The organism is Zoogloea oryzae (assembly GCF_030161255.1).
Lineage (GTDB): Bacteria > Pseudomonadota > Gammaproteobacteria > Burkholderiales > Rhodocyclaceae > Zoogloea > Zoogloea oryzae.
This window is the reverse complement of record NZ_BSPX01000024.1, coordinates 15,030-30,674: the sequence shown is the minus strand read 5'-3', so window position 1 is coordinate 30,674 and position 15,645 is coordinate 15,030. Positions and strand designations below refer to the sequence as shown.

Genomic DNA, 15,645 nt, shown 5'->3' with positions numbered 1-15,645 from the left:
CTTGATGTCAGACGGATTTCAGGCGTAGCGGCGGATCAGTTCGGTGAGCGCGAAGACCACTGCCTGGCGGCGGACGGACTCCCGGTCGCCGTCGAAGCGGCAGGTGGCCGTCTGGGGGGATTCGCCGGTCCGCCCCCAGCCGAAGCACACGGTGCCGACGGGTTTGTCGGCCGAGCCGCCGCCCGGGCCGGCGATACCGGAGATCGACAGGGCGAGGTCGGCCTCGGCCCGTTCGAGGGTGCCGCGGACCATCGCCGCGGTGGTCGGCTCGCTGACCGCGCCGTGGCGGGCGAGGGTCATCGGCGAGACGCCGAGGAGCGCGCACTTGGCGTCGTTGGAGTAGGTGATGAAGCCGCAGTCGAACCAGCCGGAGCTGCCGGCGGTGGCGGTGACGACCTCGGCGACCCAGCCACCGGTGCACGATTCGGCGGTGGCGAGGCGCCAACCGCGGGCGGCGAGGTGGTCGCCGACGAGGCGGGAAAGGGTTTCGAGCTGGGCGTCCATTAACCGAGGAACCTCACGAGCAGGGCCAGCGCGAGCAGGGTGTAGCCGGCGGCGATGAGATCGTCGAGCATCACGCCGAAGCCGCCGCGGGTGCGGTCATCCACCCAGCGGATGGGCTGCGGCTTGACGATGTCGAAGAAGCGGAACAGCACGAAGGCGGTGAGCTGCCAGCCGAAGCCTTCGGGGGTGAGCCACAGGACCAGCCAGATGGCGACGATCTCGTCCCACACGACGCTGCCGTGATCGGCCACGCCGAGAGCGCGGCCGGTGCGTTCGCAGGCAAGGACGCCGAACAGGAAGCAGGCCACCAGCAGCCCGGCGAACAGGCCGTCGGTGAGCGGTGCGCGCACGAGGGGGAAGAGCAGCCAGCCGGCCAGGGTGCCCGCGGTGCCGGGGCCCTTGGGCCACAGGCCGGAGCCGAAGCCGAGGGCGACGAAGTGGGCCGGATCGGACAGCAGGAAGCGGAGGTTGGGCTTCATGCGCCGTTGCCGAAGTGGTCGTAGCCTCGGGCGGCGAGCTCGCGCAGGGTGCCGCTGGTGTCGCGCAGGTGCAGGCCGCGGGTGGCCGGGGTGATGCTGCCGATGCGGTGCAGGGGCAGGGCCAGTCGGGCGGAAAGATCGGCCAGGGCAGCGCGCTGGGTGGGCGGAGCGGTGAACAGCAGCTCGTAGTCGTCGCCGCCGCCGGTGCACGCGGCGAAGGCCCGGGCGGGATCGCCGCAGGCGGCCACGAGGGGCGCGAGGGGCAGGTTGGCTTCGTCGATCACCGCGCCAACCCCTGAACATTCGAGGATGTGGTCGAGATCGCCCAGCAGGCCGTCGGAGACGTCGAGCATGGCGCTGGCGATGCCGCGCAGGCCGAGGCCCAGGGCGACCCGCGGCTGGGGCCGGTGCAGGGCGGCGAGGCAGTCGTCGCGGTAGGTGTCGGCGAGGTGGGTCTCGCCGCGCAGGTGGGCGAGGCCCAGGGCGGCGCGCCCCGGGGCGCCGGACACCCACAGGTCGTCACCGGGCTTTGCGCCGCTGCGGGTGATGGCGGCGCCGGTGGGTACTTCGCCGAAGATCGTCGGGCACAGGTTGAGCGGGCCACGGGTGGTGTCGCCGCCGATGGCGTCGATGTCGAAGGCCTCGCAGCAGGCGAAGAAGCCGCCCGCGAAGGCTTCGATCCAGGCTTCGTCGGCGCCGGGCAGGCTGGCCGCCAGCACCACCCAGCGAGGCTGGGCGCCCATGGCGGCGAGGTCGGAGACGTTGACCGCGAGGGTCTTCCAGCCCAGATCGGTGGGGTTGGTGTCGGCGAAGAAATGCGTGCCGGCCACCAGCATGTCGGTGGAGATGGCCAGCTGCATGCCGGGGGCCGGGCGGATCAGCGCCGCGTCGTCGCCCACCGCTAGATCGGTGTGGCGGGCGGGACGGGTGAAGTGCCGGCGGATCAGGGCGAACTCGGACGGCATCGCGCGGGATGGTTCCGGCAGCTGGCGGGTCAGGCCGGCTTGTTGCCGCGGGCGGCCTGACGCTCGCGGGCGTTGGCTTCGACCTCGTCGGCACGCAGGCGGGCGGCGAGCTTGTCGAGCACGCCGTTCACGAACTTGTGGCCGTCGGTGCCGCCGAAGCCCTTGGCCAGCTCGATGGCCTCGTTGATGATGACCCGGTAGGGGGTTTCGGGGCGGTGGGCGAGCTCGAAGGTGGACATCAGCAGGATGCCGCGCTCGACCGGCGACAGCTCATTGAGCGGGCGCTCGATGTAGTTTGCGAAGCCGACCTGGAGTTCGGGTGCGTTGGTGATGGTGCCGCGCAGAAGGCCGACGAAGAGCTCGCGGTCACATTTGTCGAAACCGGCGACTTCGGCCAGCTGGGATTCGATGGAGGTGACGGGCGACTGATTGAGCAGCCACTGGTAAACGCCCTGCAGGGCGAACTCGCGGGCGCGGCGGCGGGGAGATTTGTTGGCGGGGCTCATGCCAGGGCCTTCAGGAGTCGGGCCATCTCGACGGCGGCCTGGGCGCAGTCGGCGCCCTTGATCTGCATCCGGGCGAGGGCCTGGTCGTCGTCTTCGGTGGTGAGGATGCCGTTGGCGATGGGCACGCCGGTGTCGAGGGTGACGCGGGTGATGCCGGCGCCCTGCTCGTTGGAGACGAGCTCGAAGTGGTAGGTCTCGCCGCGGATCACCGCGCCGAGGGCCACCAGGGCGTCGAAGCGGCCGCTCCGGGCCATCGTCTGCAGCGTGAGGGGGGCTTCGAGGGCACCGGGCACGGTGGCGATGGTGATGTCGTTCGCCGCGACGCCGAGGCGCTGCAGTTCGGTGGTGCAGGAGGACAGCAGGCCTTCGCACACGTCGAGGTTGAAGCGGCACATGACGACGCCCACCCGAAGGCCGCGGCCGTCGAGGTTGGGTTCGATTTCGGGGATGTTGTCGTAACGGGGCATGGTGTTACCTGAAAATGGAGTGGAGGCCGGGTCAGGCGTCGAGGGCGGCGTGGCCGACGACGGTGAGGCCGAAGCCGGTCATGCTGGGGATCTTCCGCGGGCTGGCCATCAGACGCATCTTGCCCACCTGCAGTTCGCGCAGGATCTGGGCGCCGACGCCGAACAGGCGCGGATCCCACTTCAGGGCGGCGCGCGGGGCGGTGGGGTCGGTGGCGAGCTGGGCGAGGAGTTCCTGGCCGCTCTGGGGGCGGTAGAGCAGGACGATCACGCCGTTGCCGTGCTGGGCGATGCGCTTGAGCGCGGCGTCGATCGGGAAGGTGTGGCGGCCGCTGGTGGGGTCGAGGAAGTCGAGCACCGAGACGGGTTCGTGGACGCGCACCAGGGTTTCGACGTCGGGCGAGATGGCGCCGTAGGTCATGGCGAGGTGAACATCGCCGGAGGTGCGGTCTTCGAAGGCCGACAGGCGGAAGTCGCCGTGGGGGGTGCTGACGGTCTTCTCGCTGACCTTCTCGATGAGCTTCTCGGTGCGGGCGCGGTATTCGATGAGGTCGCGGATCGCGCCGATCTTGAGGCCGTGGTGCTGGGCGAACTCGATGAGTTCGGGCATGCGCGACATGGTGCCGTCGTCGTTCATGATCTCGCAGATCACCGACGCGGGCTCGAGCCCGGCGATGCCGGCGAGGTCGCAGCCGGCTTCGGTGTGGCCGGCACGGATCAGCACGCCGCCGGGCTTGGCCATGATCGGGAAGATGTGGCCGGGCTGGACGATGTCGGCGGGCCGGGCGTGACGGGCCACGGCGGCCTGCACGGTGCGGGCGCGGTCGGCGGCGGAGATGCCGGTGGTCACGCCTTCGGCGGCTTCGATGGACACCGTGAAGGCGGTGGAGAACTGGCTGCGGTTGTCGCGGGCCATCTGGTTGATGCCCAGCTGGCGGCAGCGTTCTTCGGTGAGGGTGAGGCAGATCAGGCCGCGGGCGTGCTTGGCCATGAAGTTGATGGCTTCAGGCGTGATGTGCTCGGCGGCGATGACGATGTCGCCTTCGTTCTCGCGGTCTTCCTCGTCCACGAGGATGACCATCCGGCCGGCCTTGATGTCGGCGATGATTTCGTTGATGGGGGCCAGCGCGCTCATGCGGGGCTTCCTTCCTGCTCGTTGCGCCAGGCCTGCATGCGCTCGACGTAGCGGGCGATGAGGTCGATCTCGAGGTTGACCGTGCTGCCGGCGGCGAGGCGCTTGAGCGTGGTGACCTGGACGGTGTGGGGGATGAGATTGATCGAGAAGTCGCGGCCCTTCACCCAGTTGACGGTGAGGCTCACGCCGTCGACGGTGATCGAACCCTTGCGGGCGATGTAGCCGGCGAGGCTTTCGGGGGCGCGGATGACGAGCTCGTGGCTCTCGCCGACCGGCTCGAACTTCTGCACGCTGCCGATGCCGTCCACGTGGCCGGTGACCAGGTGGCCGCCGAGGCGGTCGGCCAGGCGCAGGGCCTTTTCGAGGTTCACCTCGCCCGGGGCGTCGAGGCCGACGGTGCAGTTGAGGGTTTCGCGGGAGACGTCGAAGCTGACGACCTTGCCGTCCTGGGCGATGACGGTGAGGCACACGCCGTTGTTGGCGATGCTGTCGCCGAGCTGGACGTCGTCGAGATCAAGGGTGCCCACATCGACGGCCAGGCGCACGCCGTCTTCAAGGGGCGTGACGCTCAGGATGCGGCCGGTGGCGGCAACGATTCCGGAGAACATGGGATTGGGCTGACCAGAGGGGAAACCGCAATTTTAGCGCGATTTGCGCTGATTTCCGCGCCGGCTTGACGGCTGGGGGCACCTCCCGGCGGGACGCGCCCCCCGGCTGCGGGGGATCAGAGAATCTCGGCGATGTGGTCGCGCTCGACGAGTTCCTGCTCGAACTGGTGGATTTCGAGGCCGAGGGCGTTGCGTGCCGACACCATGCCCACCGGCTTGCCGTCGTCGACCACCGGCACGTGCCGGAAGCCGCCTTCAAACATCATGTGCAGGGCGTGGGCGAGGGGCTTGTCGGGGCTGGCGGTCTGGAGCTTGGTGGTCATCACCGCCGCGAGGGGGGTGGAATCGGGGTCAAGCCCGCGGGCGACGACGCGGTTGAGCACGTCGCGCTCGGTGAACAGGCCGGCGAGCTTTCCGGCGGCGTCGACCACGAGGATCGCGCCCACGTTGTTGCTGGCCATCGAGATGGCGGCGGCGCGGACGGTGGTGTCGGCCAGGGCGGATACGACGGTCTGGCCTTCAACGACCTGGCGCAGGGTTCTGTGGGGCATGGGTTGTCTCCTGATGGGCTTGGAATGGGCAGAGGCGATCATCGCGAGGGGCGCTGTCGCGCCCTCACTGTTATGTGGTGTCCGGGATCAGGTGCTCGGCTTCGGGGTGGCCGGCTTGCTCATGTCGGGTTTGCCGCTCTTGGCGCCGTTTTCGCCGCACGCCTGGGCGCCAGCGGCAAAGCCCAGGGCCAGGGCGAGAAGAAGTGCAATCTTGCGGATCATCATGTCATCTCCTGCAGGGCGGTGATTTCATCATGGAACGTCCGGGCTGCTTTCGCAAGGACCGCACGTGCTTTCTGGCCGGCCGCGCCGGTTGTGCCGAATTGCGTCAACCACCGCACAAAACGCAGTCGACCGGCGCGGCTTCGGCTTAACATGGCTGTCTGAGCGTGGTGGCTCATGGTCCGGTGAACAGATGACCGACGAAACGAAGAAAAGCTCCCCAGAGTTCGATCAACAATCCGCTGCCCAGGCGGGCGAGCCGGCCGAACCGGATACCACTGGCGCCACGGGCCACGACGCCCAGGCCTTCCAGGCCATCCTGAGCCTGGTGTCCCGAGAGAGCGGCGTGGACATGCGCTGCTACAAGGAGAGCACGCTGCTTCGCCAGACCCTGCGTCGCTGCCGGGCCCTCGACATGGCCGGGCTCGACGCCTATCTGGCGCACCTGTGCGTGAGCGCCGACGAGCTGGACCGGCTGCAGCAGAGCTTCATGATCTCGGTGTCGTCGTTCTTCCGCGACCCGGAAGTCTTCACCGAACTGGCCCGGGCCCTGCAGACCGTGGTGGATGGCAAGCAGGCGGGCGAGACGCTGCGGGTGTGGGTGCCGGCCTGCGCCACCGGTGAGGAGGTCTACTCCATCACCATCGTGCTCGCCGAGATCCTCGGTGCGCGGCTGGACAGCCTCGACATCCGGGTCTTTGCCACCGACATCGACGAGGACGCCCTCGATGTCGCCCGGGCGGGCCTGTATTCGGCGGCGGAGGTCGCCGGGCTGTCGCCGGAGCGGCTGGAACGCTGGTTCTCCGCCGAGGGCGACGGCTGGCGGGTGGCCAAGCAGCTGCGCGAGATGTGCGTCTTCTCGGTGCACGATCTGGTCGGGCATCCGCCGCTGGTGCGGATGGATCTGGTGAGCTGCCGCAACATCCTGATCTACTTCAAGCCCGGCCGGCAGGCCGAGCTCTTGCGCAGTTTCCACTTTGCCCTCAAACCCGGCGGCCTGCTGCTGCTGGGCAAGTCCGAATCGGTGGGCCTCGACGGCGACGGTTTCGAGTCGGTGGACGCCAGCGGCAAGCTCTACCGCAGCTGCGCGCTGCCGGTGGCGCGGTCCCACGTCACCCATCTGGCGGCGCCGGCCCGGCCGGTGGTTCCGCGGCCGCCCAGTGCGGTGCGGCGCGAATCGCTGGTGGATGTCAGCCGCAGGGTGCTGCTCGATGCCTACGGGCCGCCGGCGGTGCTGATCGACGCGAGCTTCGAGCCACTGCATTTCTTCGGTGCGTCGCGGCGCTACTTCACCCTGCCGGCGGGCAGCGCCGATTTCTCGGTGTTCGGCCTGTGCCTGCCCGAGCTGCGCAGCGAGCTGCGCGCCCTGTGTTTCCGGATGCGCCAGGAGCAGCTCCAGGAGCTGCAGGGCCTGGGCACCCTGGTGCGCTTTGGCGACGAGACCCTGAAGGTGCGTCCGGTGGTGCGGCGCGTCGAGAGCGGCGGGACCGATCCCCAGTGGGCGTTCCTGATCGGCTTCGAGGAAACCCGGACCACGCCCACCGTGCGCGCCACGGGCGTCGTCGAGGTGCTGCCGCCGGGCGAGGCGGCCGACGAGATCGGCCGGCTGCGCCAGGAACTCGCCGACACCCGCGAGCACCTGCAGGCGGTCATCGAGCAGCTCGAAGCCTCCAACGAAGAACTCCAGTGCCTCAACGAGGAGCTGCAATCCGCCGGCGAGGAGCTCCAGGCCTCGAATGAAGAGCTCCAGGCCACCAACGAGGAGCTCACCAGCCTCAACGACGAGCTGCAGGTGAAGTCGGTCGAGTACGCCCGCCTCAACGCCACCCTCGGCAACATCCAGAACTCCATCCGCACCAGCCTGATCGTGGTCGACCGGGACGGCCGGGTGACCCGCTTCAACCCGCTCGCGTCGCGCATCTTCGGCCTGCTGCCCAACGACATCGGGCAGTTTCTGTACGGCGTGCCGTGTTATCTCGACCTGCCGCGCCTGCGGGAGTGGGTCGACGGGGTGGTGGCGCGTAACGAGTCCACCGTCGAGCACGTTCATCAGCGTGGCTTCCACTACCTGATGCAGATCGACGCCTACCGGGACGAGAACGGCCGCAACGCCGGCGCGGTGCTCACCTTCACCGACATCTCCGACCTGCACCGGGCCGAGGAAGCCAAGGCCCACAGCGAGGCGCGCTTCCGCCAGGTGTGGGACACCAGCGTCGACGGCCTGGCCGTGGTGTCGGGCGACGGCCATATGGTGCTGGTCAATCCGGCCCTCGAGCGGATGTTCGGCTACCTGCCGGGCGAGCTCACCGGGGCGCTGGTGGAGCAGCTGGTGCCCGATCCGGTGCGCGCCAATCACGCCATCCAGCGCGACATGTTCCGCGCCCTGCCGGGCCAGGCCCAGACGCTGATGAACCGGCGCAACCTCTTCGGCCGCTGCAAGGATGGTTCCGAGCTGGCGGTCGAGATCAGCCTCGCCGGCCTGTCGCTCGATGGGGTCGAGCACATCCTCGTCACCGTCACCGACGTCACCGAGCGCAGCCTCTCCGAAGCGCTGCTCCGGGCCAGCGAGCGGCGCCTGCGGCTGGCCCTCGACGCCGCCCGGGCCGGCTCGTGGGAATGGTTCATCGACAGCAACAACCATTTCTGGTCCGACGAACTGTGGGCGCTCTACGGCCTGCCGCCCGACGGGGTGATCCCGTCGTCCGAAACCTGGTGGCAGACCATCGACCCGGACGACCTGGACCGGGTCATCTCCGTCGTCACCGAGGCCCGCCAGACCGCCGCGGCCTTCGAGACCGAATGGCGGGTGATGCTGCCGCCCGACACCCCGCCCCGCTGGCTGCTGTGCCGTGGCCAGCCGGTGTTCGACGATCAGGCGCGGCTGATCAGCTACATCGGCATCGTGCTCGACGTGACCGAGCGCCGCCTCGGCGAGGAGCGCCGCCGCCAGAGCGAGGAGATGCTCGCCACCATCCTCGACAACGTGGGCGCCTACATCTACATCAAGGACGTGGACTATCGCTACACCTACGCCAACCGCGAGGTGTGCGCGCTGTTTGGCGCCGACCGCGAGGAGGTCGTTGGCAGGTCGGACGACGTGTTCTTCGACAGCCCCACCGCCGCCCGGCTGCGCGAGAACGACCGCCGGGTGATTGCCGGTGGCGAGCGGATCGAACTCGAGGAGACCAATCGCGACGTCAACAGCGGCCAGACCCGCAGCTTCCTGTCGGTCAAGCTGCCGCTGCGCCGCGAGGATGGGACCATCTACGCCCTGTGCGGCATCTCCACCGACATCACCGAGCGCAAGCTCGCCGAGGAGCAGCTGCGCATGCTGTCCACGGCCGTCGAGCAGAACCCGGGCAGCATCGTCCTCACCGATCTCGACGCGTGCATCCTGTACGTCAATGCCGCCTTCGAGCAGGTCTCCGGCTACACCCTCGACGAAGTGCGCGGCAAGAACCCGCGCCTGATGCAGTCAGGCCAGACGCCGCCCGAGGTCTTCCGCCAGATGTGGCAGTCCCTCACGCGGGGCGATTCGTGGCGCGGCGAGCTCATCAACCGCCGCCGCAACGGCGACGTATACGTCGAGTGGGCGGTGATCTCGCCGGTGCGCCGGGCCGACGGCAGCATCTCCCACTACCTGTGCATCAACCGGGAGATCACCGAGGAGAAGCGCATCGAGCAGGAGCTCGAACGCTACCGCCTGCACCTGGAGAGCCTGGTCGAGGAGCGCACCCGCGAGCTGGCCCTGGCCAAAGATGCCGCCGAGAGCGCCAGCCGCGCCAAGAGCGCCTTCCTGGCCAACATGAGCCACGAGATCCGCACGCCCCTCAACGCCGTGCTGGGCATGGCCCACATCATGCGGCGCGAGGGCGTCAGCGCCCAGCAGGCCGACCAGCTCGACAAGATCGACAGCGCCGCCCAGCATCTCCTGGGCGTCATCAACGACATCCTCGACCTCTCCAAGATCGAGGCCGAGAAGTTCCTGCTCGAAGACAGCGAGTTCGCCCTCGACAGCATCGTCTCGGGGGTTGCCTCGATGCTCAACGAGCGGGTCAGCGCCAAGGGCCTGCGGATGGAGCTCAACATCGAGAGCCTGCCCAGCCTGGTGCGCGGCGACGCGACCCGCTTCACCCAGGCGATCCTCAACCTCGCCAGCAACGCGGTCAAATTCACCGAGAAAGGCACGGTGTCCCTGGGCGCCCGGGTGCTCGAACGGCGCGACGGGCGCATCAAACTGCGGATCGAGGTGCGCGACAGCGGCGTGGGCGTGCCCCCCGAGGTGCTGCCCAAGCTGTTCGGCGCCTTCGAGCAGGGCGACGCCTCCAATACCCGCAAGTACGGCGGCACCGGCCTCGGGCTGGCGATCACCCGGCGCCTGGCCGAACTGATGGGCGGCGAGGCTGGCGCCGAGAGCACCCAGGGGGTCGGCAGCGTCTTCTGGTTCACCGCCTGGGTGGGGGTTGGCCGGGCGGTCAATGCCCAGGCGGCGCTGCCCTCCGAGGCGGGTCAGGCCGACGTGATCCTGCGTCGCGATTTTGCTGGCGCCCATGTGCTGCTGGTGGAGGACGAGCCGGTCAATCAGGAGGTCGCGCGCCTGTTCCTGCTCGACGCGGGGCTGGACGTGGCGATCGCCGGCAATGGCGCGGTGGCGGTGGACATGCTCGGCAACGCGCCCTTCGACCTGGTCCTGATGGACATGCAGATGCCCGAGATGGACGGCCTCGAAGCCACCCGCCGGATCCGGCTGCTGCCCGGCCGCGAGAGCGTTCCCATCGTCGCGATGACCGCCAACGCCTTCGCCGAGGACCGCGCCCAGTGCATGGCCGCGGGGATGGACGACTTCCTCTCCAAGCCCGTCGAGCCCGACCGGCTATTCACCACCATCCTGCGCTGGCTGCGGCGGGGCGCCAGCAAGCCGTCAGACTGAACGCGGCGGGCGGGTCGGGTTTTGTCCCGGCCCGCCGGGCTGCGGCTTACGCAAACCCTTCCAGCACGATCTTGCCCACCGCCGTGCCGCTCTCCAGCAGCGCGTGGGCCTGGCGCAGGTTGGCGGCGCAGATCGGGCCGAGCTTCGCCTGCACCGTGCTGCGGATCGCGCCCTGATCCACCAGATCGGCGATGGCGTTCAGCAGGCGGTGCTGGGCGTCCATGTCGTCGGTGTGGAACAGCGACCGGGTGAACATCAGCTCCCAGTGCAGGCTCAGGCTCTTGCGCTTCATCAGGCGCACGTCGATGGGCTCCGGGTCGTCGATCAGGGCCAGCTTGCCCTGGGGCGCGAGGGCTTCCACCAGCTGCGCGAAGTGCTGGTCGGTGTGGGTCAGGCTGATGGCGTAATCCACCGGCGGCACGCCCAGCGCGTCGATCTGCGCTGCAAAAGGCTGGCGGTGGTCGATCACGTGGTGGGCGCCCAGCGCCAGCGCCCAGGCCCGGCTCTCCTGGCGCGACGCGGTGCCGACCACCGTGAGGCCGGTGCGCTGGCGGGCCAGCTGGATCAGGATCGAGCCCACCCCGCCGGCGGCGCCGACGATGAGCAGCGTGCCCGGCCGGCCTTCGCCAGCCAGCGGCACCTTCAGGCGGTCGAACAGCAGCTCCCACGCGGTGATGCCGGTGAGCGGCAGCGCCGCGGCGTCGGCCGGGGCGAGGCTGGCCGGCTTGCGGCCGACGAGGCGCTCATCCACCAACTGGAACTCCGCATTGCTGCCGGGGCGGTCGATGGCGCCGGCGTACCACACCGCGTCGCCGGGGCGGAACAGGGTCGCGTCTGGCCCCGTCTCGCGGACGATGCCCACCGCGTCGTAGCCCAGCACCTTGTATTCGCCCTCGGGCGGGGCGGCGCTCCGGCGCACCTTGGTATCGACGGGGTTCACCGCGATCGCCTGCACCTCCACCAGCAGGTCGCGGCCGGTGGGCGCCGGGCGGGCGATCTCGATGTCGATCAGGGCGTCGGCGCGGTCGATGGCGCCGGGTTGCTGGTAGCCGACGGCTTTCATGCGGGCTGCTCCTCGGTGGCGGTGTGGGTGGGGTAGTCGATGTAGCCGCGGGCGTCGCCGCCGAAGAAGGTGGCGGGCTCCGGCGTGTTGAGGGGCCAGCCGTGCTGGAGTCGGGCGGGGAGATCCGGGTTGGCGATGAAGAGCTTGCCGAAGGCCACCAGATCCACGTCGCCGCTGGCCAGCACCGCGTCGGCGCGCTCCCGGGTGTAGCCGCCGGCCACGATGATCGGGCCGGGGAAGGCCGCGCGCAGCTGCTGGCGCACCTGGGTGGCTTCCGGGCTGTCGTCGCCGGGCTCGTTGGTGTGCAGGTAGGCCACGCCGCGCTCGGCCAGTCGGGCGGCGGCCTCGACGGCGGTGGGGATGCTGTCCGGGCAGTCCATGCCATTGGCCCGGTTGCACGGCGACAGGCGCACGCCGGTGCGGGCTGCGCCGATGGCGCTGGTCACCGCGTCGGTCACTTCGAGCAGGAAGCGCAGGCGGTTCTCGCGGCTGCCGCCGTATTGGTCGCCGCGCTGGTTGGACGTGCTGCGCAGGAACTGGTCGATCAGGTAGCCGTTGGCGGCGTGGATCTCCACCCCGTCAAAGCCGGCCTCGATGGCGTTGAGGGCGGCCTGACGGAAATCCGCCACGATGCCGGCGATCTCGGCGGTTTCCAGTGCGCGGGGCGTCGGGCACGCCACCATGCCGCCCTGGCCGCGATGATCGTCCGCCCCGGCCTTCCAGATCTGCCCCGCGAAGGCCACCGCCGACGGCGCCACCGGCAGCGCGCCGTCGTGGAAATCCGCGTGGGACATCCGCCCGCAATGCCAGATCTGCAGGAAGATGCGCCCGCCGCGGCGATGCACCGCTTCGGTGACGAGCCGCCAGCCGGCGATCTGCGCCGCGCTGTGCACGCCCGGGGTGAGCGAATAGCCCTTGGCGTCCGCCGAGATGTCGGTGGCCTCGGCGATGATCAGCCCGGCGCTCGCCCGCTGGGCGTAGTAGGCGGCGTTCATCGCGGTGGGCACGTTGCCCGGCTGGGCCGCCCGGGCGCGGGTGAGGGGCGGCATCACGATGCGGTTGGGGAGGGTCAGGTCGCCGATGCGGGTCGGCTGGAAAAGCGGAGAGGTCATGGCGGCAACACTCAGTTGGGGAAGATGGCCGAAAGTCTAGGGTGGGCGATCTGCTTTGATAATTGGTCTATCCTTTGACGCAATATCAAACGAGGTTTGAAGATGCTCCACCTGCCCGACGTGCAACTCTTCATCCGTGTGGCCGAACTCGGCAACATCAGCGCCGCCGGCCGCGCCGTGGGCATGAGCCCCGCCGCTGCCAGCGCCGCCATCAAACGGCTCGAACAGCGGGTCGACAGCCAGCTCATCGAGCGCTCCACCCGCTCCCTGCGCCTCACCCAGGCTGGCGAGACCTTCCTCGTCTACTGCCAGCAATCCCAGCTGGCGCTCGAAGAGGGTCTCTCCGCGCTGCGCCAGGGCCGCGAGCAGCTCTCCGGAGACATCCACCTGGGCGCGCCTTCCGACCTGGGCCGCGACCGGCTCGATACGCTCCTCGAACCCTTCCGCCAGCGCCACCCCCAGGTGCGGCTGGTGATGCACCTCTCCGACGGGCTCATCGACCTCTACCGCAACCCCATCGATCTGGTGCTGCGCTACGGTCTCAGCGAGGATTCCGGCCTCGTCGGCCGCAAGCTGTGCGACAACGGCCGCGTGCTGGTCGCCTCGCCGGACTACCTCGCCCGCCACGGCCACCCCGAGAGCTTTGAGGCGCTGGCCCGGCGCAACTGCATCTGCTTCTACCGCAATGGCGAACTCTTCAACCGCTGGCGCCTGTTTCACCAGGGCCAGCACCGGGAGATCGTGGTGACCGGCGACCGCGCCGCCGACGACGGCGCCCTCGTCCGCAAATGGGCGGCAGACGGCCACGGCATCGCCTACAAATCCCGCATCGACGTGCAGGCCGACCTGGACGCCGGCCGCCTCATCGACCTCTTCCCCGACGCCCTCTACGACCGCACCCCGCTGTACGTGGCCTATCCGAGCCGACGCTACCAGCCGGCCCGGATCAAGGCGTTGCTGGAGTGGCTGGGGGAGCGGTTCGGGGGGCGGGGGGACTGAGGTGGTCGATTGTATTAATCAGGCGATATTGACTCGGTAGTGCTTGTGATCAATCGCGGCTTCGGCGAACTGAATATGGTTCAACTTGGGGCTCTGCGCTATCAAATCCCGAATTTTCGCCTTTTGGGCTGCCGGCATCCTGCATCCAAAGATGATTCTGACGATGCTGTTCGCTGGAAAACGGAACAGGTGAATTTGCTCTGAACCGACTTCAAGGGTTCGCGATGCAGAGGTCAGCGGAAGCATGATTCGCCATTCGGCTTCGTATGACCATGCGTTCCCCTTAGTGAGGAAAGGCGCAAAGTTATCAACTTGAGAGAGCGTCAAGGACGGGCGTTCGTCGCTGTAAAGCACCTTGCGAAGATGCCGCAGTTCATCATCAGGTGACAGCTGTTGATTGAAGAATGGGGATCGTTCGTCGAACTCGATGACAAATCCCCTATGGGCATCGCCGTAATGCGCCCACATGAGCAGGTTGTCCGGATGTTCGGAAAGGCAGAGCACGCCGATGCTGTCAAGAAATCCGCTCTCAAAGTGTTTCTTGAAAATAGGCGTAGCGAGGGCGCTAATGATCTCGGTCTGGAGCTTGACGTAAGGCATCCGGCTATTGACATACGCGATTACCGTTTCTCTGATTTCCGGAGCGTTGCCGAGTTTCTCAATGATCTCCTCAACGGTCTCAGGCACGAGTTGATCCGCTAGCTGGGCAATCTCCTGTGGGGTGCTCAGCCCAGAAATATGAGGTGCGAGCTCGAAAGGATCATTGAGTGCGGATCGCGGTGAGAAGCGGATCGTCTGATCGCGCAGGATGTCTGTTCGATCCGGGTGGACGTACTTGTAGAGCGGCATGGCGACTAACGTATTTTGAGAAGCGAGCAGCAGTGCGGGGTCGTGTCGGCAGCATACATCATTAGCGTAGTTGCCAATTTTCCGGGGCGGTCATCGTTCTGTCTTTGTAGCTGAAATGTATATACCAATAGAATTTTTGTGTAATATCTACCCTCGCTTACAAATTGCACTGATGAACACCTGAACCTGCTGAGCAGTTCTTTAAATCATTTGTACGAAGGATTCCAGACCATGACCCAGAACCTCATTTCCCTCGACCTTTCCGCTGACGACGTCGCCGAGTTCGATGCTGCGCTGGCGGTGATCGAGACGTTCGTGAAGCCGCTGCTGTCGCTCACGGCGGAGGAGGCGAAGGGTTTGTCGAAGATGGGGGACAAGTCGGAGCAGTTCTGTCGTCAGGCGGCGATGCTGCTGGGGCAGAACCGCGACATGCTGCCCGCCACCTTCCCGCTCGACGAGATGGTGTCCGATCTGGCGTCTTTCGACGTGCTGCGCCCCCGTGCGGTGCGCCTGCACGATGCGGTCGCCAGGCTGGACGACACGCTGATGGCGCTGGGCAGTGATGTGATGGTGGCTGCCTCGAAGGGCTACGGGCTGATGCAGATGTTCGGCAAGGACGAGAGCCTGACGATGCTGCAGGACGCGATGCTGGTGCGGCGCCCGGGCAAGCGCAAGTCCAAGGACAGCCCGGCCGCCTGATGGCGGTGCCGGCGGGGATGACGGGCGGGGGCCTCCCCGCCCGTTTTGTTTGGTGGGCCGGTCATGGAGGGGCTCAGGCGGGTTGGGAGCTCGGCCGCTCCGGTTGGGACCTTTTTGCTCCCGGGTTGGACGATTGAGCTCCCAGTTCGGAGCAAAAAGCTCCCAACCGGGAGAAAAAAGGTCTCAACCGGGAGCAGATTGCTCCCACCCCGGAGCAAAAAGCGCCCAGTCGGGAGCAAATTCGTCCGACCCGGGAGCGCACTGCTCCCGACCGGGAGCAAAAAGGTCTGAACCGGGAGCGCAAGGCTCCCGCGCAGGCTTCACCGCCCCCGCCGCGTCCCGTCCCCCTCAAACAACCCGCTGCGGATCGCCATCAGGTCGGATTCGTTCAGCCCCATGTCGGCGAGCGCCGCGGGGGTGAGGGGGTAGTCGTCGGTGGGCCGGCGGTGGAGGCAGGCGCGCAGGGTGTTGAGCCAGTGGGTGAGGAAGCCCGCGGCCGGCAGGCTGACAGCGGCGTGGGTGGGGTGCAGGGCTTTCATGGCGATTCCTCCGGTTGGGC

16 protein-coding genes are annotated in these 15,645 nt (G+C 68.1%); 3 read left to right on the top strand and 13 right to left on the bottom strand.

Annotated elements, in window-relative coordinates:
- Positions 1–18 precede the first annotated feature (18 nt).
- The 9 genes from QQK25_RS09695 to QQK25_RS09655 all read right to left on the bottom strand — a co-directional run bounded on the left by QQK25_RS09695 (position 19) and on the right by QQK25_RS09655 (position 5,437).
- Positions 19–504, bottom strand: a complete 486-nt coding sequence (locus tag QQK25_RS09695) for a CinA family protein (RefSeq protein WP_284187737.1) — start codon at positions 502–504, stop codon at positions 19–21.
- Positions 504–983, bottom strand: a complete 480-nt coding sequence (locus tag QQK25_RS09690; protein ID WP_284187736.1) for a phosphatidylglycerophosphatase A family protein — start codon at positions 981–983, stop codon at positions 504–506. The genes QQK25_RS09695 and QQK25_RS09690 overlap by 1 nt, the downstream gene beginning before the upstream one ends.
- Complete coding sequence (thiL, locus tag QQK25_RS09685) at positions 980–1,948, bottom strand: thiamine-phosphate kinase (protein ID WP_284187735.1); 969 nt, start codon at positions 1,946–1,948, stop codon at positions 980–982. The genes QQK25_RS09690 and thiL overlap by 4 nt, the downstream gene beginning before the upstream one ends.
- Positions 1,949–1,977: 29 nt before the next feature.
- Positions 1,978–2,454: a transcription antitermination factor NusB gene (gene nusB / locus QQK25_RS09680; protein WP_284187734.1), complete on the bottom strand. Its 477-nt coding sequence runs from the start codon at positions 2,452–2,454 to the stop codon at positions 1,978–1,980.
- On the bottom strand, positions 2,451–2,921 hold the full coding sequence (ribH, locus tag QQK25_RS09675; protein ID WP_284187733.1) for a 6,7-dimethyl-8-ribityllumazine synthase: 471 nt from the start codon (positions 2,919–2,921) through the stop codon (positions 2,451–2,453). Before ribH ends, nusB begins: the two co-directional genes overlap by 4 nt.
- Before the next feature lie 31 nt (positions 2,922–2,952).
- Positions 2,953–4,053, bottom strand: coding sequence for a bifunctional 3,4-dihydroxy-2-butanone-4-phosphate synthase/GTP cyclohydrolase II (ribBA, locus tag QQK25_RS09670; RefSeq protein ID WP_284187732.1), 1,101 nt, complete (start codon positions 4,051–4,053; stop codon positions 2,953–2,955).
- The gene (locus tag QQK25_RS09665; RefSeq protein ID WP_284187731.1) at positions 4,050–4,661 is read right to left on the bottom strand and encodes a riboflavin synthase; all 612 of its coding nucleotides are present in this window, start codon (positions 4,659–4,661) and stop codon (positions 4,050–4,052) included. Before QQK25_RS09665 ends, ribBA begins: the two co-directional genes overlap by 4 nt.
- Before the next feature lie 116 nt (positions 4,662–4,777).
- On the bottom strand, positions 4,778–5,212 hold the full coding sequence (locus QQK25_RS09660) for a CBS domain-containing protein (protein WP_284187730.1): 435 nt from the start codon (positions 5,210–5,212) through the stop codon (positions 4,778–4,780).
- 87 nt (positions 5,213–5,299) lie between these two features.
- Complete coding sequence (locus tag QQK25_RS09655) at positions 5,300–5,437, bottom strand: hypothetical protein (RefSeq protein WP_153162791.1); 138 nt, start codon at positions 5,435–5,437, stop codon at positions 5,300–5,302.
- Positions 5,438–5,627: 190 nt separating this feature from the next.
- Between QQK25_RS09655 and QQK25_RS09650 the strand changes: the two genes are divergently transcribed.
- The gene (locus QQK25_RS09650; protein WP_284187729.1) at positions 5,628–10,364 is read left to right on the top strand and encodes a PAS domain S-box protein; all 4,737 of its coding nucleotides are present in this window, start codon (positions 5,628–5,630) and stop codon (positions 10,362–10,364) included.
- A gap of 46 nt (positions 10,365–10,410) precedes the next feature.
- On the opposite strand, the gene QQK25_RS09645 is transcribed toward QQK25_RS09650, so the two are convergent.
- Positions 10,411–11,427 carry a zinc-binding alcohol dehydrogenase family protein gene (locus QQK25_RS09645; protein WP_284187728.1) on the bottom strand — a complete coding sequence of 339 codons (1,017 nt, stop codon included), beginning with the start codon at positions 11,425–11,427 and terminating at the stop codon, positions 10,411–10,413.
- Positions 11,424–12,539, bottom strand: coding sequence for an alkene reductase (locus QQK25_RS09640; RefSeq protein WP_284187727.1), 1,116 nt, complete (start codon positions 12,537–12,539; stop codon positions 11,424–11,426). Before QQK25_RS09640 ends, QQK25_RS09645 begins: the two co-directional genes overlap by 4 nt.
- 102 nt (positions 12,540–12,641) lie before the next feature.
- On the opposite strand from QQK25_RS09640, the gene QQK25_RS09635 reads away from it, so the two are divergent.
- Positions 12,642–13,538, top strand: a complete 897-nt coding sequence (locus QQK25_RS09635; protein ID WP_284187726.1) for a LysR family transcriptional regulator — start codon at positions 12,642–12,644, stop codon at positions 13,536–13,538.
- A gap of 18 nt (positions 13,539–13,556) precedes the next feature.
- Here the strand turns inward: QQK25_RS09635 and QQK25_RS09630 are convergent, their stop codons facing one another.
- Complete coding sequence (locus QQK25_RS09630; RefSeq protein ID WP_284187725.1) at positions 13,557–14,387, bottom strand: DUF2971 domain-containing protein; 831 nt, start codon at positions 14,385–14,387, stop codon at positions 13,557–13,559.
- Between the two features lie 231 nt (positions 14,388–14,618).
- On the opposite strand from QQK25_RS09630, the gene QQK25_RS09625 reads away from it, so the two are divergent.
- Positions 14,619–15,086: a hypothetical protein gene (locus QQK25_RS09625; RefSeq protein WP_284187724.1), complete on the top strand. Its 468-nt coding sequence runs from the start codon at positions 14,619–14,621 to the stop codon at positions 15,084–15,086.
- Between the two features lie 320 nt (positions 15,087–15,406).
- Here QQK25_RS09625 and QQK25_RS09620 read toward each other — a convergent pair whose 3' ends face one another.
- On the bottom strand, positions 15,407–15,625 hold the full coding sequence (locus tag QQK25_RS09620; RefSeq protein ID WP_284187723.1) for a hypothetical protein: 219 nt from the start codon (positions 15,623–15,625) through the stop codon (positions 15,407–15,409).
- Between the last annotated feature and the right edge of the window lie 20 nt (positions 15,626–15,645).

Bases quoted from the DNA above. Each gene is read 5' to 3' on its own strand.
- QQK25_RS09665 (WP_284187731.1), bottom strand. From the start codon at position 4,661: ATGTTCTCCGGAATCGTTGCCGCCACCGGCCGCATCCTGAGCGTCACG.
- QQK25_RS09650 (WP_284187729.1), top strand. From the start codon at position 5,628: ATGACCGACGAAACGAAGAAAAGCTCCCCAGAGTTCGATCAACAATCC.
- QQK25_RS09695 (WP_284187737.1), bottom strand. From the start codon at position 504: ATGGACGCCCAGCTCGAAACCCTTTCCCGCCTCGTCGGCGACCACCTC.
- QQK25_RS09660 (WP_284187730.1), bottom strand. From the start codon at position 5,212: ATGCCCCACAGAACCCTGCGCCAGGTCGTTGAAGGCCAGACCGTCGTA.
- QQK25_RS09625 (WP_284187724.1), top strand. From the start codon at position 14,619: ATGACCCAGAACCTCATTTCCCTCGACCTTTCCGCTGACGACGTCGCC.
- QQK25_RS09655 (WP_153162791.1), bottom strand. From the start codon at position 5,437: ATGATGATCCGCAAGATTGCACTTCTTCTCGCCCTGGCCCTGGGCTTT.
- thiL (WP_284187735.1), bottom strand. From the start codon at position 1,948: ATGCCGTCCGAGTTCGCCCTGATCCGCCGGCACTTCACCCGTCCCGCC.
- QQK25_RS09690 (WP_284187736.1), bottom strand. From the start codon at position 983: ATGAAGCCCAACCTCCGCTTCCTGCTGTCCGATCCGGCCCACTTCGTC.
- QQK25_RS09635 (WP_284187726.1), top strand. From the start codon at position 12,642: ATGCTCCACCTGCCCGACGTGCAACTCTTCATCCGTGTGGCCGAACTC.
- QQK25_RS09630 (WP_284187725.1), bottom strand. From the start codon at position 14,387: ATGCCGCTCTACAAGTACGTCCACCCGGATCGAACAGACATCCTGCGC.
- ribBA (WP_284187732.1), bottom strand. From the start codon at position 4,053: ATGAGCGCGCTGGCCCCCATCAACGAAATCATCGCCGACATCAAGGCC.
- ribH (WP_284187733.1), bottom strand. From the start codon at position 2,921: ATGCCCCGTTACGACAACATCCCCGAAATCGAACCCAACCTCGACGGC.
- nusB (WP_284187734.1), bottom strand. From the start codon at position 2,454: ATGAGCCCCGCCAACAAATCTCCCCGCCGCCGCGCCCGCGAGTTCGCC.
- QQK25_RS09620 (WP_284187723.1), bottom strand. From the start codon at position 15,625: ATGAAAGCCCTGCACCCCACCCACGCCGCTGTCAGCCTGCCGGCCGCG.
- QQK25_RS09645 (WP_284187728.1), bottom strand. From the start codon at position 11,427: ATGAAAGCCGTCGGCTACCAGCAACCCGGCGCCATCGACCGCGCCGAC.
- QQK25_RS09640 (WP_284187727.1), bottom strand. From the start codon at position 12,539: ATGACCTCTCCGCTTTTCCAGCCGACCCGCATCGGCGACCTGACCCTC.